Source organism: Rhizobium leguminosarum bv. trifolii WSM2297, from assembly GCF_000271845.1.
Map to the genome: position 1 here is coordinate 504,696 of NZ_JH719392.1, position 17,838 is coordinate 522,533.

Annotated in this window: 11 protein-coding genes; 1 reads left to right on the top strand and 10 read right to left on the bottom strand. The window is 63.4% G+C overall.

Annotated elements, in window-relative coordinates:
* Positions 1-250: 250 nt before the first annotated feature.
* The 7 genes from RLEG4DRAFT_RS02320 to RLEG4DRAFT_RS02350 form a co-directional block, all read right to left on the bottom strand.
* Complete coding sequence (locus RLEG4DRAFT_RS02320) at positions 251-2,656, bottom strand: protein kinase domain-containing protein (RefSeq protein ID WP_003575107.1); 2,406 nt, start codon at positions 2,654-2,656, stop codon at positions 251-253.
* A 136-nt stretch (positions 2,657-2,792) separates the two neighbouring features.
* The gene (locus tag RLEG4DRAFT_RS02325; RefSeq protein WP_003575108.1) at positions 2,793-3,977 is read right to left on the bottom strand and encodes a serpin family protein; all 1,185 of its coding nucleotides are present in this window, start codon (positions 3,975-3,977) and stop codon (positions 2,793-2,795) included.
* 14 nt (positions 3,978-3,991) lie between these two features.
* Positions 3,992-6,511 (bottom strand): trypsin-like serine protease, encoded by a 2,520-nt coding sequence (locus RLEG4DRAFT_RS02330; protein ID WP_003575110.1) that lies wholly within the window; start codon positions 6,509-6,511, stop codon positions 3,992-3,994.
* Positions 6,508-8,124, bottom strand: a complete 1,617-nt coding sequence (locus RLEG4DRAFT_RS02335; RefSeq protein ID WP_003575112.1) for a caspase family protein — start codon at positions 8,122-8,124, stop codon at positions 6,508-6,510. Before RLEG4DRAFT_RS02335 ends, RLEG4DRAFT_RS02330 begins: the two co-directional genes overlap by 4 nt.
* A 22-nt stretch (positions 8,125-8,146) precedes the next feature.
* Positions 8,147-10,090 carry a DUF4384 domain-containing protein gene (locus RLEG4DRAFT_RS02340; RefSeq protein WP_003575115.1) on the bottom strand — a complete coding sequence of 648 codons (1,944 nt, stop codon included), beginning with the start codon at positions 10,088-10,090 and terminating at the stop codon, positions 8,147-8,149.
* 213 nt (positions 10,091-10,303) lie between these two features.
* Positions 10,304-10,681, bottom strand: coding sequence for a hypothetical protein (locus RLEG4DRAFT_RS02345; protein ID WP_003575118.1), 378 nt, complete (start codon positions 10,679-10,681; stop codon positions 10,304-10,306).
* Positions 10,682-10,844: 163 nt separating this feature from the next.
* Positions 10,845-11,435: a hypothetical protein gene (locus RLEG4DRAFT_RS02350; protein WP_003575119.1), complete on the bottom strand. Its 591-nt coding sequence runs from the start codon at positions 11,433-11,435 to the stop codon at positions 10,845-10,847.
* A 149-nt stretch (positions 11,436-11,584) separates the two neighbouring features.
* Here RLEG4DRAFT_RS02350 and RLEG4DRAFT_RS02355 point away from each other — a divergent pair, with 149 nt between their 5' ends.
* The gene (locus RLEG4DRAFT_RS02355) at positions 11,585-13,189 is read left to right on the top strand and encodes a hypothetical protein (protein ID WP_003575121.1); all 1,605 of its coding nucleotides are present in this window, start codon (positions 11,585-11,587) and stop codon (positions 13,187-13,189) included.
* A gap of 52 nt (positions 13,190-13,241) precedes the next feature.
* Here the strand turns inward: RLEG4DRAFT_RS02355 and RLEG4DRAFT_RS02360 are convergent, their stop codons facing one another.
* Genes RLEG4DRAFT_RS02360 through RLEG4DRAFT_RS02375 form a run of 3 tightly spaced genes read right to left on the bottom strand, consistent with a single transcriptional unit; the run spans position 13,242 to position 17,787 of the window.
* Positions 13,242-14,504, bottom strand: coding sequence for a methyltransferase family protein (locus RLEG4DRAFT_RS02360; protein ID WP_037093145.1), 1,263 nt, complete (start codon positions 14,502-14,504; stop codon positions 13,242-13,244).
* A gap of 17 nt (positions 14,505-14,521) precedes the next feature.
* Entirely contained in the window at positions 14,522-15,181 is a 660-nt protein-coding gene (locus RLEG4DRAFT_RS41235) for a tail fiber domain-containing protein (protein ID WP_003575125.1), read from the bottom strand.
* Positions 15,182-15,204: 23 nt separating this feature from the next.
* Positions 15,205-17,787: a caspase family protein gene (locus RLEG4DRAFT_RS02375; protein ID WP_003575126.1), complete on the bottom strand. Its 2,583-nt coding sequence runs from the start codon at positions 17,785-17,787 to the stop codon at positions 15,205-15,207.
* Between the last annotated feature and the right edge of the window lie 51 nt (positions 17,788-17,838).

Below are 17,838 nucleotides of genomic sequence, written 5' to 3' on the forward strand. Positions count from 1 at the left end.
GCCAGCATGGCTGGCGTTGCTGCCATCTTTGAGTTTTATGGGACTCAGCTCGATGGCAGGTTTTGGGACACTGACCATGGTGTCTGAACGGCTGAAATGGGGGCGCAAAGCGGAAATTGTCTCCCGCCGCCTCTTGCGCATAGTTATAGGCCGGTGAGGCGCCGCCACGTGATACCGAACCCCGAAATTATCCGGCGCTCGCGATCAGCGGCATACCGCTCTCCCTTTCCGCTTTCCACGTTTTGGCACCTCACCGCAACTCAGCAGTAACTCGAAAAATCCCACCGGCCGAGGCGTCCGAGCAGACGACGAAGGTGGAGCCTTCCTGGGCCATGAAGGCGACGTTGCCGCCGGCTTCGCAGGGGGTGGCGCTCCATTGCAGGATGATGTCGCCATTGTCGGGCAGTTTTTCCGTGGCGATCTTCGTGGCACTTGCCATCCACTCCGTTGCCGACGGCAGGTGGACGGGGGCGTTCAGCTGTTTCGACAGCCAGGCAGTATAGTTCTGCGCTATGGCAAGCGGCACGTCGTCGGCGGGCTGCTCAGGGTTGTCGGCATAGGCCTGGGCCGCAGAGGGATCGGAATTGGCGGTGTAATATTGCGCCATTTCCGCGCGGGTGACGGCTTTCGTCTGCATGCAGAAGGATTTTTCGACCTTCACGGCACCATTGGCTACGCCGAGCATGCCGCCGAGCTCCTTCATCGAGGCGGTCATCAGCCGGACATTATCAAGCGAATAACTTCCGGCCGGCACGGTTTCGAAGGCAAGGGTCGGCGAGACCGGGCAGAAGCCGCGCGCCGACAGCGCCTCGAGATCGGCAAGGATCGGCTGGTAGGCTGCGACCGCGAGTTTATAGGCCTCGGCGCTGTAGCGGCCGTCGGCCTCGCCGATCTTCGGCGCGAGGGCGGCAAGCGCCGGATCGGCGGCACCGGCGCGGGTGGCGATCGAGGCGTTGAGATCGGTGACTTTCTGCTTCAGCGCCGTCGCCTCGTCCTTCGACGCCATAACATCGGCGATGAGAGCGTCGAAAAGTTTGGCGGCGTCGCCATAGCCCGATGTCGCGGCCGGCATCTGCCATTGCTCGGCCTTGGCCTTGGCATCCGCCATCAGGCCGCTCGCCTTGGCGACGTCTGGGCTGTCGCCGGCGCCGATGCGATTGACCGTTTCGCGTTTGGCCGCCGCGTTCTTTTCGGCTGCCGTCAGCGCGGTGAGCGCCTCGGAAAGGTCTTCAAAAGCCGCCTTCGCCGCGTCGTAGCCGTCGACGGCGCCATGCATCTGCTTGGCGGTGGCACTGTCGGCGGCAGCCTTCATCTTGGTATCGGCCTCGGCAAAACTTGGCGCCTTGTCGCCGCCCGCAGCCGAAGCGGCGGATTTCGCCTTCTCGGCGCCCTCCTTTGATATGGCGATCAGCGCATTGCCGAGATTGATCGCGGCGGTCTGGTAGCCCGGAAGGGCTTTGTCGTAATCTTCGTCTTTCAGCAGGGCATCGGCCGAGGTCAGCGCCGCAGCGCCGGTGTCATAGGAAAGCTTCGCCTGGTCGCCGGCAGGCCGCTCGGGCGCCTTGGCGGCGATCGCCTGCTGTTTGCGGGTTTCGGCCTCCTTCTTCCAGACGCCGACGTCGGCAACCAGCTTCGGATCCGGGGCAAGCAATTTCGGGATGGTGACGATACCGACGCCGATGCAGATCAAGAGCAGTGCTGCGATCATCGAAATCTTGGCAAGCGTCCATTTTTTCGGTTTTGCCGCCTCTGGCTGCTGCTGCATGCCGCCGCGCGGATCCCACGCCATCGGCTGGATGCCTGTCGTCACCCGTGTGTATTCGCCGAGCGCATCGGCGCCGGTGCGCGGGCGCCCGGCCGGGTCGCGGCTCAGCATTCTTTCGACCAGGCTTGCAAGGCCCTCGGGAAAACCGGGGATCAGCACGTCGAGGCGGGGAAAGACATTGGCAGGATCGAGATGGATGTTTTTCCAGCTCTGCTCGCGCTGGTGCTCGTCTTCCCATACCATGACGCTGTCGAAGACGCTGGCATAGGTCTGGCGCGGCAGGAAAAGCTTGTAGGCGATCATGCCCATTGCATAGATGTCGAGGGCCGGTGAGGCGGAGAAGGTGCCGCTGGCATAGATCTCCGGCGCCCCGAATTCCGGCACATAGGGCGGGATGATGTGCTCGCCGATCTTCGAGATCAGGTGCAGGTTGCCGATCCTGACCGACAGGCCGGAATAATCCTCGGAGACATAGATGCACTGGTCGGTCAGTGCATTGTGGGCGTAACCGGCGCCGTGCAGCGTCGCCAGGCCTTCGAGGATGTGGCGGCCGATCTCGGCGGCGCGCTCATAGGCCACCATCTCGGTTTCGTCGAGATACTGGCGCAGCGTCTTCGACGGCCGCTTCTCGACGATGTAGAAATTGTCGTCTTCCGGCGACGGCGGAATGAGGTCCTCGATTTCGACGAAGCGCCGTGCCGTCAAAGACTTCGCCTCGTTGATCGAGGTCCAGACCCGCTCGAACCGCGCCTTGTCGAGTTTCAGCGCCACATCGGGGGCGACGATGAAGACCGCATGGTCCATCCGCTTGTCCTGGGCGGGATAGACGATGAACTCGTTCTCATAGACCGGCTCGCCGATCGTGTAGCGGGCGATCAGATCACTTCTCATGCACGTGTCCCCCTGCAATCATTGGCATTTCTATTCGCCTGCCAGAGCATGATGCCGAAAAGTGTGAGCGGTTTTCGGACGACATCATGCTCTAACTCTTTAATGTAGAACAGGATGATTGAAGGCCGCCCGGCCTTCAATCATCCTGTTCTAGGAGCGGGTCGCCGATCAGGCCTGCGGCGAGCAGCAGGCCGGTCGTTGTATCCCTGAGCGCGAAGGCAAACCGGGCATCGGCGATGACGCGAACGAGTTTCGGATCGATGCTGCGTTCTGACATCGCTGCCGTGGCTGCCGCCGCCTCCGTGCCGTTTTCGTCAACCTTGATCATGGTCTTCTGCAGGACGCGCGACAAGCGGATGTTTTCCTTGGTGAAACCCGGAAAGGCCGCATCCTTGACCTTGTCGGGCGCCACGCCCATCGCATTCAACACCGGCATCAAATCACGCCCGTCGTTCAGAGAAAAGCGGGGCAGGAAGATTTCGCCCTTGGCAGCCTCGAATTTTTCCCCCTGCAGCCAGGAGGTGAGCGCCTGCAGGTCGGCGCCGCCGACACCCTTGCCGGAGCGCGCCGCCACCACCACCATGCTGTAGATCTCGCCTGAATAGGCAAGGTCGACGGCGGCGAATTTCTCGTCGACGCGGAATTTTTGCCCGTCGCCGGCAAGATGCATCATCGGCACCGAAATCGTCGAACCGTCCGGCCGCTGGAAGGCGGCGGCCGGGCTTTCCCTATCGAAGGCGGTCTTCCAGCGCGCCTTGAAGGAGAGCGCCCCGAGGCTGACGAAACCGCCGCCGGGCGGTGCGTCCAGTATCACGGGAATGGCGCCGCGCGTCGTCTGCTTGACCCAGCCGTTGATGTGCTCGACCGATGCCGGTCCGTCGAGATCCTCGATCGAGGGCTTGACGTGATGGGTGGCGAGCATGGAGAGCGCGCCGGGGACGAGCAGCAGCTGATCGTCGAAGACGATCGCAACCGCGGTTGCCAAAGGTGCATCGGCGGCCGCCGGCTGCTCCGGGGTCATGGCGGCAAGCACCTTCTCCGGCCCCTTTACCTCGCCGCCGAAGCCGAGGCCCTTGGCGATCGAGGCCTTGCCCTCGGCGGAGGCGCCGAGGCTGGCAAGGCCGAGGGCAGCGGCCAGGCTTGCCGGCGACACCATGATATTGGCAGCACCCTCCTTTGCCAGGGTGCGGTCGATGAGTTCGGCGGCAAGCCCGGCCTGGGCGGCAAGCATCGTTTTGCCGTCACCGGCATCGCCGGCATGGCCTGGGGCGAACGTCATCAGAAAAGCGGCAAGACCCGCCAGCAGAGTGGATTTCGGCATCGGTTCCCTCCTCTTCAGCGGATGCGATAGAATCTGGAATCGAACGACCACTTGCCCTGGGCGCCGGTCTCGTCGTCGCCGACGATCCTCAAGGTGCGGGCGAGATCGTAGACATAGTTGAAGGCGGCGCGCTGGCCGACGAGCGGTGTCGGCACATCCGGCAGGTCGAGCACCTCGATCGGCTTGTCGCTGAGGATGGCGACGACCATGCCGACGCCGGCCGGCCCCTCCACCACATATTCGAAACCGGTATAAGGATTGCGCGCATCGGGCACGACCACAGGCCTTGCCGGATCGAGCCGGTTGTCGCCGCTTTTGGCTGATGGTTTCAGGCCCATCGAGCGCTTGTTCGGGTAGAGCTGGGTCAGCTTGCCCGAGGCGTCGATATCGACCAGGATCAGGTAACCGGATTTTTTGGTGGAGACGCGCATCGCCACCTTGTCGCCGATGCCGACCGAGGTGCCGGGCAGCACGTCGACTGCAACGCCCGCTTCATTGTCGGTCTTCAGCGTGTTTTCGACGGCGGCAACCGGGGTTTTCGCCTCCTCGCCGGTGATGACGTCGCGGCCGAGCGCATCCGGCTGGCCATAAAATTGCGGCACCGGGGTGAAGCGGCAGTCCTCGGCATGAGTCCGGCAATATTCGTCCGATTTGCGCCGGACATAATCGAGCAGGGCGGCATTGCTGACATTCGGCTTGTCGGCGGCACGCGCCACGCCATCCTCGACGCCTTCAATGAAGCCGCGGGTGAAGACGCCGATCGGCGGCTTTGCCTCGCGGTCGACCAGCGCCCACTGGCCTGCGTTGACGGCCGACCAGACCATGGCGTTTTCGCCGCCGAAGGAGAATTTTGCTTCCTTGCCCGATTTGTTCGGCGGTTCGAGCGCTGCCAGCGCCGGGCCGAGGCAACGCACCGAGCCCGTGGGGGCTGCGACCGCGCTGCGGCTGCCGGGGCCGACATGGCAGGCATCGATCAGCAGCGTGACGCGGCGGTCCTTGAGGCTGTTCAGCCGCGCGGCGATTTCTGTTTCGCGGATCTGGTTGGTGACCGTCACTTTGCCGGCCTCGCGCAGCAGTTTGGCGTCGGCCGCGACAAGCGTCGGGCTCGTCGTCGCCTCGGCGCCCATTTCCTCCGAACCCTGGCCGCTGAAATAGAGAAAGACGCGGCTCCCGGGCGTCGACTGGCGCACCAACCAGTCGTCGATTTCGGCAAGGATCGCCTCGCGGCTCGCCTTGCGGTTGGTCAGCGTGTGGATCTGTTCCGGGCGGTAGGCGAGCGTCTTCACCAGGAAGAGCTGCATCGCCTTCACGTCGGAGGCGGAGCCCGTCAGTTTGGCCTCGCGCATTTCGTAATCGTCGATGCCGATCAGCAGCACACGGTCGCCGGGCGAGCTTTCGATCGCCGGTGTCTGGACAACAGGCGTCTGAACGGCGGGCGCCTGGACTGGGGGTTCGTTGGCGGCGGGGGCGTCGGGTATTTCGGTCGTGGCGGCAGGCGCGGTATCGCCAGGGGGCGTGGTAATGGCGAGGTTGGCCAGTTTCTGGCCGGACTGCCGCTGTTTTGTGCCGGCATCGGTGGTGGTCGAGGCGACCTGATCGCCGGCGGGCGCTTCGATATTGGGGCCTTCGACATTGGGCACATCGCCATCGGTCTTGGCGGCGATCCAGTCGCGGAAGGCGGCGACGCGGGTATAGACCCCGTAATGCTCGGCCTCGGCGCAGCCGGCACCCCAACTGACGATGCCGAGCTGGATCCAGCTCTTGTCGGGACGCTGGGCAACCAGCGGCCCGCCGCTGTCGCCCTGGCAGGCATCCTTGCCGCCTTCGGCATAACCGGCGCAGACATTGCGTTCGTCGATCGGGTTCATCCGCATCGAGCTGTCGCGATAGGCGGCGCGGCATTCTTCGCGCGCGACGATCGGCAGCTCGACCTCCTGCAGCTCGGTCGGCAGGTATTTATCGTCCCAGCCATGGTCGGCCTTGGTGTAACCCCAGCCGGTGACGACGGCCTTGCGGCCGGCGGCCTCGACTTCGTCGTCGGCGACCGAGGCAAGCACTGCCGACTTCGAGACGGCCGGTTCGGCAAGCTTGATCAGGGCGATGTCGTTGGCAAAGACCTTGCGGTCGAAATCCTCGTGAATGACAACGTCTTCGACGGCAAGGCCGGGTTTATCCGGCCCGTCGACGGAGATGACCTTGTCGATCTTCGATTTGCCTTCGACGATCAAGAGATCGCGGGCGAACAGATCCTGCTTGCCGGAGCGGCCGCTGGTGACGCAATGGGCGGCGGTCAGGATCCAGCGCGGCGCGATCAGCGAGCCGCCGCAATGGCCGCCGAAGCGGCCGCGCTGTTCGGGATCGGGTGCCAGGATCTTCACCTGCCAGGGCCATTCGCCCTTCTTCGCCGCCTGGCCGCCGATGACGCGCCCGCCATCCTCGCCGGCAAAATCCGTATCCTGCTGCGCCAGCACGGGCGAGGCCAGAAGCAGCACGACAGAGGCAATGGTGAGGATCCGGCTGATCGAGGCGCTCATAGCTTGGCTCCGGCGGAGGTATAGAGGACCGTAAATCCGACGCGGGCGCCCTCGGGCAGGACGTCGCCAAGGTGCCTGGCGATATTGCCGGCGGTGCGGCGCCGGTCGTTCTGCTTCAGGAACTCGACAAGGTCGGGCATCGGGCTTTCCGAGGTGACGGCGACCAGCAGGTCGGTGCCGAAAGGTGCGACGACGGAAAGATCGAGGTCGAAATTCTGAGGCATGCCGGCATCGGCATCCTTCTCACCGGGATAGAGGAACTGCACGGTTCCATCGCCTGTGACGTCGAAGAGCACCAGCTTGCGGCCAGATAGGTCCGAAACCGTAACGCCGACCCGCTCGCCTTCGCGATGGACGGTGTCGGAAGGCGTCACACGCACTGTCTGCGGATTAACCTCCGACAGCCGCTTCAGCGTGTCGAGCGCCGCCATCCGGTCGACGACGAAAGGCATGTCGCCGGCGCCGATGCCGGAGGCAACGACATCGCCGCCGGCAATCGCCTCGCGTTTTTCCGGATCGAAGACCAGTTCGGCATTGGCGCCATCCGTCAGCTTGAACGGCGTGACGGCCGGCTCGATGCCCTGCAGCACCGGCTCGGAGCCAAGGGCGGCGACGGCGATCGGCGCGGGCTCGGCCGGCGGCGGAGTGGTTGATTTCGCTGCCGCCGCTGTCGTGACCGCACCGCCATAATCATAGACGATAGCGCGGTCGAGATCGGTTCCGGGCGGGCTTTCGGTAAAGATGTTCTGCCGCTGGTCGGTGAACTGATAGACCGCCTGGCGGACATATTCGAAGAGTTCACGGCGGCTGACAGCGCCGTCGCCGTTGCGGTCGGCCGCCCCTTCGAAGGCGCGAGCGGTGGCATAACTCAGCGCGCCGCGTTTCTGCGGGATGCCGGGAATGGATATTTCGGGCGATTTGGTGTTGTCGTCGACGGCGGCGAGAAAGGTCAGCCGCTTGAAATCGAAGCCGGTAGAGAGCGCATCCGCCGTCGTCGAAATCGGCGCGAGGTCGTCTTCCTCGATCGTATAGGAGGGCGCCTGGCGCCAGCTGATCTCGGCGCCGCGCGGATCGACCTCGCGGGTCATGCCGCCGGCGTGGCAGGTATCGGCGATGAAGACAACATCGGCGCCCTTGGCCTCGAGGTTGCGGATCAGCACCTTGAACTCGTCGCCGAAGATGCGCTCGCGGGAGCCCGGCAGGCGGGTATCGAAACCGGCGAGAACATAGACCTCGTCGCGGCCGCTCGGTTTCGAGCCCTTGACGCGCTCCGGCTCGCTCGATCCGTGGCCGGCGATGCCGAGCACGACGAGGTCGCCGGCCCCTGCCCTTTCCGTCACGGCCTCGATCGCGTGGAAGATGCCTTCGCGGTCGGCAGAGCCATTTTTCAGCAGCGTCATGTCCTCGACGCCGACCGAACGCAGTGAAAGGGAAAGGTCCTCGGCATCGGCGACGGCGCCATGCAGCGGCGGAACGTTGCGGTAGAGATCGATGCCGATCAGCACCGCCCGGACGGCGCCGCGCTCGGGCGCTTCGATCGTCCTTGCCAGGCTGTTGGTGACCGCCAGGGTGAAGAGGGCAAAAGCTGCGGCCATGGAAACGGATGCGGACATGGCCAAACTCCCCTCGCCCCGGCTATTCGCGACGCCATTCGACGCGGCGGTTCAGCGCATCGACATCGTCTTCGGTGAGGTTTTCGGTTGCCGTCACATCCACCGGCTCGGAGGCGCCGCGGCCTTCGGCATCGATCGTTGCGTCGATGCCGTGGCTCTTCAGGAAGTCGGCGACGGCCTGGGCGCGGCGCTCGGAAAGCTTCTGATTGTAATCGTCACCGCCGCGGCGGTCGGTATGGCCGACGAGGATGACGCGGCCGGGCTTCTGCTCCTTCAGCGCCTCCAGCAGTTCCTGAGCGGCCTCGGTGCCAATCGCGGTGAAGCTCGATTTGTTGAAGTCGAAGGTGATCGGCACGGGAATGGAGACCGGCACGATGCCGCGGACATTTTCGGAATAGATGCCGCCAAGCACGCCGCTGCGGTGATCCTTCTCGGCCGGCACGAAGCTGCCCTGCGGGTTGTCGCTGGTCGGATTGGCGGCGAGGATGCGGGCCTGGGCGGCGCGCTGGATAAGATCGGAAATCGTATCGGCCGGCGGCGCCTTCGGCGTGCGGGTCTCGTTCTTGATGATCTCGATCGCCTGCTGGTAATCGGCAGCGGCATCGGCAAAGCGGCGGGCGGAGAAATAGATCTCGCCGAGCGTGGCGGAGGCCTGCCAGAGCACCTGCGGACTGTCGGCGGCAACCAGCAGCGGCTCGTAATCGGCAACCGGCTGATTGGTAGCCATCATTTCCTGGGCGGCGGAAAGCCTAAGCGCTGCGACGCGGCGCTGGGCATTCACCTGAAACTGGCCGCATTCGGCGCTGACGGCGATCGCATCGGCCTCAGACGCAGCAGCCGTGATATCCTTGGCGGCAACGGCTGTGTTCAGTTTGTCGAGAAGGGCGGTGCAGGCAGGCGTATCGGCGTTCGCCACCTCGATCTCATCGCCTTCGCCGGCCTGGCTGGGCTCTGCCGAACGGCCGAGGTTGAGCTGCGGCATCTTGATGCTGAAACCGCCGGGCAGCTTGAATTGCGGCATCTTGAGCTGCGGCATCGGCAGCTTCGGCATTTTCGTCTGGGATGACTGGGCCGGCTGCTTATACTGGCTCGGCCGGGTGGATGCGGTGGTGTCGGCCGGGCCGATCAGCTGCAGCTCGTCGGCGGCAAGCTCCTGGCCGGGCGCCAGATTGGTGACGATCTTGTATTTCTTCGGCGGCTGCGTCGTCACCTGCTCCACAGGCTTCGGCGCGACTTTTTTCGGCGCGGTTGGCTTCGGCTTTTCCACCACCGTTTCCGGTGTCTTGGCGACCTCGGGTTTGATCACCGGCTTCGGCGCGGCCGCAGGTTTCGGCGGCTTTGCCGCCTGTTCGACCGGTGCGGGTTTTGCGGCGGGTGCGGCAGCGATGGGCGGGGTTGTTGCGGGCGGGAGGGCAGCCGGACTGTCGACCGTCGTCAGCATCAGCGTCTTGCTGCTGATCTTGGTGCCAAGGCTGCGGGCTTCTTCAAGGCTGCGGGAAACGGCATCCATGCCGCCGTCGATCGAGCGGAACATGCCACTGCCGCTGCCGCCGAGATCGGCGAAGATATTGAGCGGCTTGGAGGAATAGAAGACCTTGATCTGCTCCTGTCCCACAGGGCCGGAGACCTGCAGCCGCGCGCCGCTGGCCGGATCCGGCACCTGCACGCGCTTGCCGGCGGCAACCAGGGCGTCGGTCTGGTACTTGTTCGGGAAAAGTTTGACGACGGAACCGTTCGGCGAAACGTTCAGAACCGTGACATAGGAATTCTCGCTCGACTGGATAAAGAGGCCGACAACTTCGCCGATGGCGTATTTGGCCTCGGCGCGATCGAAGGTAATGCTGACAGGCCCGGTTTGGGCCGGCGCTTCGGTCAGTGTGCGTTCGTTCTGCGCCTCGACGGCGGGAACCACCGCAAAGAACGAGAGAAAGGTGGCTGCGGCTAGGATGGCTTTGCGGTTCGGCATTGGAAAACCTCCTCTTTCGAACAATCTCACACTGTGTCGAAGTTGAGAATAGCACTGACCGGCGAAATTGGGATGGCTTTGCCTGTCTTGCTTGAGGGAGGGTTACAAATTATTTGGAGCCTGGAAGAAACCGTCCCGGAAAAGACGCGCGCAAGACTCAGGATCGGCAATATCGGCCGTCCGATCTAGTCCTTTTTAACTTTGGAGCGCTGCTTAGTTCTTGGGTTTCTGCCCGGCTGATTTCAAAATCGAGATCAGGTCGCTCATGCCCTCGGGCGAGGAATTGTAGAGCCAGAGAATATCCGGATTGTCGACGGTGAATTCGTGGCCGGGTGCAGCACCCATGTCGCGCCCCGGCGAGGTCGTTTCCGGCAGCTTGGTTTCGCCGGGTGTCAACCCCTTGGCGCGTTCATGGTCGGCGATGATCGCAGTCGCCGCGGCAAAGGCCTTTTCGTCATGCTGGCGTAGGGTGGCAAGCGCGGGGTTGCGTGACGCCAGCGCATCCTCGGCCGGGCCGGAATGGGCAAGCTCAGGCATCTCCAAGACCATGAGAAGGCCGATCGACAGGGTTATGAGCCGGGATTTCGTCATCGTGGTCACATCCGTCTTAGAGGCGCCATTGCGCGCGACAAGCGTCCCGACAATAGGCAGAGGCCGGAAAGATGGCAACGGCGCTCGGTGGCAATCGGTTGGGAGGGTCGAAATCGGCTGGCCGCGAGCGCATCGGCCGGAAAATCGGGTCGCGGCGCTGCGGTCAGAGGATCTTCTGTTGCTGCAGGTTGAGGCGGAGATCGCGCAGCATCTCGCCGAAGATCTCCTCGATCATTCCCGTCGACCAGACGACCATGGTGCCGTAGGGCGAGCGCTTGCGCTGCATGAAGCCCGCCGTCTCGAAATCGATCAGCGTCTTGCGGCAGGTCTCGCTCGACATCACCGCCACCAGGAAGCGGGCAAGATTGGACTGGTCGATCGCGCCTGCCTTCTCCGCCCAGTTCTGGATCAGCCGCGGCTTGGTGTCGGCGGTGAACATCGAGGCGAGTGCGCGATCCTGCGACAGCCCCAAGCGCTGCAGCTTGGCCGGATCGCGGGTGAGCGAAACCACGTAATCATTGTGAAGATCGGCGAAACGCTCGATATCCGCAGCCGTACTGATACCGAAGACCTTCATCGAATAGAGGAATTCCGCCATCAGATAAGTCGGCTCCGAGCGCAGCTGCGCCAAGTGCTTGTCGTCCTTGCTGGCGGAAGCCGCGCAGACGCGATCGGAGAAGCCTATTCTCGCGGCGCGAACCTGCTCCAGCAGGCTGATATCGAGCGCCAGTTCGTCACCGTTCCATTCCAGCATAAGCATTCCCTGCCAGTAAATCTTTGCTGCGATGATCTTGTACTATTGCCGGCGCCGATCTCCAAATCGTTTGGAAAGCAACAGCTTGCTGACAAGGCACATCTGTCCTACCATTTTAAAGACTTGACGGTCTTTTGGGGGTCGAGGCAATGCGTGGTTTAGCGTCGCATGTTCTGATTGCCGCGGCACTTGCGGTTGCTTGGCCGGTTTTTGCCAAAGACACTGTGATGATCGAGCTTCCGGGCGGCGACGGCGGGCGTTCGGTCGGCATCATTTCCGCCAATGAGGAAGTCGAGGCATCCGGTCCGGCGGCGATCACCGTCGGCGACGACGGCACCATCTATATTCTCGACCAGAATAACGGCCGCGTGCTCGCTATCGATGCCGAACGCTCGCAAGCCGAGCCCGAGATCCTGCCACTGCCGGAGAATGCGACGCCGGAGGATTTGGCGGTCGTCCATAACGAGCTCTACCTGTGGTCGGATGGTGTCGTGCCGCTCGAGCGTTCCACCGAGGCCGACGGCCGGTCGCAGACGCTGCGCGCCGTCGACGGCGGCGATGCCGACGATTATACCCGCTCGGTGTTCGCCTCGATGGGCTCGGTGCCGCCGGGGCCGCTGAACAGCATCGTCGACGAGATCGGCCGCAGCACCAGCCGGCCCGCGGCCCGCCCGCCGGTCATTCAATATGTGCCGAGCCGCGGGCTCGGCGATATCGTTGCCGAGGTCTCGGCTGCAAATGACAAGGCGGAGATCCTGCTGCGGCGCAGCAGCTCGGAAGAGAATTTCCTGTCGCTGCCGCTCACCGCAGAGGGTCGCATCGGCACCGTCGAACTTCTCGACATCGACACGACGGGCCGGCCCTATGCGCTGGTCGAACTGGTGCCGGCCGACCGGCCCGAGCGCACCGGCATGCTGGTGGTGCGCTTCACCCCGAACGGGGCGATGGACCGGGTCTACGACCTGCCGATTGATTCGGGCACGGTCTTCTCCAGGCGTTTCGTGGCGATCGGCCCGCGCGGCGACGTGCTTTATTTACGATCTCAGGAAAGCCGGTCCCAGGTGCTGCGGCTCGACGGCCGGGACCCCGGCCGTAAATTGGCCGTCGCGCTTCCGGCAAAACAGCTGAATGCCGGCAAACCCGGCAAGATGCCGAAGGTGGCGATCGTGCCGAAGTCGCGCGGCGACGTCATCGAGCGGGCGATCGGCTTCGAGACACTGAACTGGCTGGTGACGCCGGCTGCCTATGGCGGGGATCCGGGGCCCGGCTGCGTCAACATGAACCGGCTGCGCCGGCCGATCTATCTGATCGGCAAGCGCGGCCAGACGGTGAAGGGCGTTCCCTATTGCTGGGGCTGCAAGACGCCGCTCGAGAATTTCATCGGCGGCGTCGAAAAGGGCCAGACCGCCGGCAATGTCTGCACCAAGAGCGCGCCGCAATCCAATATCCTCGGCGTCGATTGCTCCGGTTTCGTCAGCGACGCCTGGGGCCTGAAGATGCACGTGTCGACGCGCGCCATTCCCGGCATCACCAAACGCCTCTCCGACCCCTGGTCGCTGCGGCCGGGCGACGCGCTGAACAAGCCGGGCTCGCATGTGCTCTTGTTCATGCGCTTCACCGACGACCGCAAGGTCGAGGTGATGGAGGCCTCGCCGAACGCCTGCAAGGGTCGCGTCTGTCGCAACACCTATTCGCTCGGCAGCCTGCTGATGCGCGGCTACCAACCGGTGCGCTTCAAGGGGCTGGATGGTTGAGCGGCCGTGGGCTGACGAGCCATTCAGTGTTACCGCGTCCTTTGCGCGTCTTTCAGGCGCGCGGCGCTGTCGGCGCCAGGCGCCGCTTCGCCATCGCCAAAAGCCCGTGCGCCGCGACGCTCTCGGCATAGTCCCGATAGGCGGGATCCCGGCTCAGCATGCGCTCTTCGGCGCGTGCGCGCATGAGGTAGATGAGGCTGACGATCGCCAGCATGCCGGCCCGCGCAAGGCCTTCGGCAAGACCGCTGGCGATAAAGCTCGGAGCCGCAAACAGCCACCAGGCAATGTTCTTCGAGACATAGGCTGGATGTTTGATGAAGCGGTAGGGGCCTGTGGTGATGATGCCGCGATGGGTCAGGTTGGAAAATCGCGGCCCGAAGGCGGCGGTGGCCCAGACATAGATCAGGGCGCAAAACAGCATCGCCACGCTCCACAATATGAAGAGAGCCGAGCCTTCCCGGATCATCGTATCCCAGCCCGGCCCTTCGCCATAGGGCACGAAGGCATGTGAAATCGCAGGGAAGAACGGCTCATAGCAGACGAGGCAGACGAGCCAGCCGAGCGCTGTCGTCTCCGTCGCCCTGACATGCCATCCGAAAAGCTTGAACGTGGCGATGTAGCCCCCGGCCGCAAGCACGAGGTCAAGAAGAAAGACAAGCCGCATCAGGCCTTCGAACCAGGCGGTCGAGAGCGGTGCAAACACCCATGCGGGCTTATCGACGAGTTCGGAAAGACCCGCCATGCCGCCTGAGAACATCAGCACGAGAAAGAAACATTTGATCGCGAGCAGGCGCAGCGCAAACAGCACGTCCTCCTCGCGAAAATCCTGCATCAGCACCGCACGGCCGACCTGATTGAGATAATCGTCGGGTTCGTCGGCGACCAGATCGGTGACCGCGACGTAGAGAATGGTGGCGATGGCGAGTGCGATGGAAATAGGGATCGTCGTGTGGCTGGCCTCGACGATCCATTGGACCGCCGACGATTGCGTGAAAAACGGAAACAACGAACAGGCGATGACGACCCCGCCCAAAAGCGCAGCGAGTCCGACGAGCTTCGTTCCGACGCGGCGCCAAAAGACGGCGGGAGCCTCCCCCCGCCTCTCTCGATATGTCCATGCCCGACGAGCAGCGGATATGCCGTCGGCGACGATCCACGCCAAGAGAAGGCAGGCGACGGCAAATGCCATGGCCTTGCCGGGTTCAAGCTGCAGATAGGTCGCAAGTACAATGCCAACCAAGGCCCCGATAAGCGTCGCAGCCTGGATGGTGAGAGGGCTCCCGTTAACGGTATCCCTCTCCTGCTGTCGTGGCACGCGCTCAGCTTCTTCGATCACCGGACCGGCTGGACGAAAGGCTGCGAGAAGACGGGGCGCCGTTTCCGCGCCGCCTGCACCGCGAGCGCAACTGCGGCTTCATCCGTCAGCGGAGATGCATTCTCCAGCAACGAGACCATCGCAATATCGAGCTTGTCGTAATCGACCATGTAATAGCCCGATCCAGTATTGATGACCGCCTCAGGTCTGATGGCCAGCAGATCCTGCGCCATCGTGCCGATGAACATCGGCCCGCCCCAGATGTAGCGGAAGGCGTAGATGGGTATGCCCTCAGCCGAGGTGCCGAGGCGACGTATATCGGTCTTCAGGCGACGGTCGGACCAACCGCCACTGGAACTCGAACTGGAAGAACTGGAGCCGCTGGAACCACTGGAACCCGAGGAACCACCAGAGCCGCCGCCCATTCCACCGGAATCGGAGTTCGAACCCGAACGGGAGTCATTGCCGGAGCTGGCAAAAACCGGTGTATTGCTCTTCGCGGCCACTTTTCGAACGGTGGGCGTGGTTTTCCTGGCAGGCGTAGCGTTCCTTGCTGGCTCCTCGCTGGCGAACAGCGTCTTGGCGCCAGGATCAAAGATGCAACTCTGTAGGATTGCGCCTGAGCCCGCGATAAAAGTCGAGCACATTAGAATACGGATGATGAGCTTGCTGTTCATGTAGGGCGCCCCCGGATCGCCATTTAGAAGAGATCGTACCTCGGATTTCGCTTGACCCACGTCGCCTTGGCGAGCTGAACGAGCCTGTCATCGAGCGACTTGGTTTTCGGAAGCGCCTTTTTCTCCTGAGCAGTCAGCTCAGCGGCAAAGGTCTCCTCCGCTTTCTTCTTTGCAGCATTGGGCAAGGTCTTGAGTGCTACCTTTGCCTGGTTCTTGGGATCACCATTGCTCGGCAGGTTGATGGCGGTCGCCAGTGCGAAATAACGGGCGGCCGTAGCCAGGCCGTCAGCGTCGGCACCATCTTCCTTCGCCAGTAATGCACGGTCCAGCGCGCCCCAATAGTCGCCGCGTTCGGCGCCCATCTCCAGCCATTTCACTGCTTCGGTCTTGTCCGCGGCAACGCCGACGCCGTCCCGGTACATGCGTCCGAGATTGGTCGGAGCATAGGGCTGACCGCCCTCTGCCGCGCGCGTGAAAAGTTCAAGCGCTTTCGGAAGGTCCTCCGGAGCGCCCTTTCCAAATCGATAGACGAGGGCAAGATTGTTCAGTGAATAGATGTCGTTGCGCTGGACGCCGGCCTCGTAGAAGCGAATGCCGCGGTCGGGATCGGCCGGAACGTTGACGCCGTTCAGGAAGATGTAGCCGAGCTCGTTCATAGCATAGGTGTGGCCGAGATCCGCGGCCTGCAGCATCAGGCGCAATCCCAACTGCTGATCGGCCTTGGTGCCGCGGCCGTAATAGAGGGATTTGCCGTAGCTGTGCAGGGCAAAGGGGTCGCCCTTGGCCGCACCACCCTTGGCGATCTCGCTTGCCTTGGCCGCATCGCGCGGAACGGAAGCGCCGAACTCGTAAAGGCTCGACAGTTCGTAGATCGCCCGCACATGCCCGGCATCCATTGCCTTCTTGATTGTCGCAAAAGCCGTCTTGGTGTCGCGATTGGCGAGCTGGGCGCGGCCGAGTTGATAGACGAAACGCGCCACCTCAGGATAGTTTTTCATAGCCTCCGTGCAGGCGGGCACGGCGACATCAGGATCGATTTCGTTCGGAAGTTTGCCTGCGGTCACGCCCTGCAGGTCGAGGGGTGCTGCGGCTGCGGCGTCGCAGGCGTCGAGCACCGGCTTGAAGGTGACGGTCGCCGGCGGCAGATCGTCGTTGGCGGCCTGCAGTGTCAGAGCAAAAGGCTGGTTCTCGGTACCGATCTGCGGCTCGTAGGAGAGGGCCGGAATATCGGCTGCCTCCAGCACATGGCCGAGCCCGATCACCCGGTCGCCGGCGCGCAGCGTGCCCTTGTCGGGCAGGGTCGCGACCTTGAAGGTCATTTCCGCGGCCGATGCCGGGACGATCGGCAGGCTGGTCTTGACCGGGCCGACGCCGATCGGCGTATCCATGTCGCGCGACAGCGTCTTCAGATAGGCGTCGGCATCGGCAAGCCGCACCTGCTTTTCCTCTTCGAGCTGGGCGAGCTTGGCGCCGGCATCCGCCGAGACGGTGATGGCGACGACGCCCTGAGTCGCCTGGCCATAGGGATCGCTGACGGTGTAACCGATCAGGCCGACGGTTCCGGCGGTTACACCGGATGAATCATAGCTCAGCGCCGTCAGCGCCGCGGCGGGCATCTTGTCGCCCTGCGCAACCGGCTTGCCGTCGAAGCTGAGTTTGCCGGTCTGGGGAAGCTGGGTCAGGGTGACGAGCAGCGCCGAGCCGGTCTCGTCGTGCGGCGGGGAGATCGGCAGCTTGGTGCTGGCAGCGCCCTCCGGCACGCTCACCTGCTGCATCGACTCGACGCTCGGCGGCGGCGGCGCCGGAATGAAATAGAAGCTGTCCATCAGCGAGGAGTTTTCCCAGGGGACCTGCTTGCCGCCGGTCATGGCGATCACGTCGCGGCGCACGTCGGTCAGGACCTGGCGGATTTCCTTGTTGGGTTCGCTGGCGCGTTTGATGAAGGATTCGGAATAGGGGCTGAGCGCCCCGGTGCCGTCGAGCGCCACCTGGCCCGGTTCGGTTGAGAAGGCGATCAGGCTGCCGAGATCGCTGTCGATGCGCGCAAGCCCGCGGGTGGCGCCGACCGGCTCCAGCTTTTCCGCCATCCAGAATTTCTGGGCGTTGAAGGGATTGTTGCGGCAGGCGTCGAGGAAGATCAGCTGCACCCGCGAATTCTGCTTGAGATGATTGAGGATGAGGTCGAGCGGCATGGTCTGCGTCTCGACGTCATAGGGCGTCTCCAACGTTGCATCGACCGGCACGATGAAATTCTGCCCTCCCACCTGGATGCCATGGCCGGAATAATAGATCAGGCCGGCCTCGGCATTGCTGGTCGAACGCAGGAAGCGGCGCACCGTATCCTCGAGCCCGATGCGGTCGACATTGACGCCGATCGTCACGTCGAAACCGGCCGCCCGCAGCGTGCTCGCCACCTCTTCGACATCATTGGCGGGATTGGGAAGCGAGGGCAGCGTCTTATAAACCGAGTTGCCGATGACGAGGGCGACGCGGCGTCCACTCTCACCTTCGCTGATGGCGGCATAGGCCGTGCCGATCGACAGCAGCATTGCCGCTAGGATCAGCAGGTAAGCGCACAGTCTCTTGACGTCGTGAAACTTGGGCATGGCTCGATCGCAAACATTCTATTGTTTAAGTTCAATAAAATTTGCTGGCCT

Bases quoted from the DNA above. Each gene is read 5' to 3' on its own strand.
- RLEG4DRAFT_RS02330 (WP_003575110.1), bottom strand. From the start codon at position 6,511: ATGAGCGCCTCGATCAGCCGGATCCTCACCATTGCCTCTGTCGTGCTG.
- RLEG4DRAFT_RS02340 (WP_003575115.1), bottom strand. From the start codon at position 10,090: ATGCCGAACCGCAAAGCCATCCTAGCCGCAGCCACCTTTCTCTCGTTC.
- RLEG4DRAFT_RS02320 (WP_003575107.1), bottom strand. From the start codon at position 2,656: ATGAGAAGTGATCTGATCGCCCGCTACACGATCGGCGAGCCGGTCTAT.
- RLEG4DRAFT_RS41235 (WP_003575125.1), bottom strand. From the start codon at position 15,181: ATGAACAGCAAGCTCATCATCCGTATTCTAATGTGCTCGACTTTTATC.
- RLEG4DRAFT_RS02345 (WP_003575118.1), bottom strand. From the start codon at position 10,681: ATGACGAAATCCCGGCTCATAACCCTGTCGATCGGCCTTCTCATGGTC.
- RLEG4DRAFT_RS02350 (WP_003575119.1), bottom strand. From the start codon at position 11,435: ATGCTGGAATGGAACGGTGACGAACTGGCGCTCGATATCAGCCTGCTG.
- RLEG4DRAFT_RS02325 (WP_003575108.1), bottom strand. From the start codon at position 3,977: ATGCCGAAATCCACTCTGCTGGCGGGTCTTGCCGCTTTTCTGATGACG.
- RLEG4DRAFT_RS02335 (WP_003575112.1), bottom strand. From the start codon at position 8,124: ATGTCCGCATCCGTTTCCATGGCCGCAGCTTTTGCCCTCTTCACCCTG.
- RLEG4DRAFT_RS02375 (WP_003575126.1), bottom strand. From the start codon at position 17,787: ATGCCCAAGTTTCACGACGTCAAGAGACTGTGCGCTTACCTGCTGATC.
- RLEG4DRAFT_RS02355 (WP_003575121.1), top strand. From the start codon at position 11,585: ATGCGTGGTTTAGCGTCGCATGTTCTGATTGCCGCGGCACTTGCGGTT.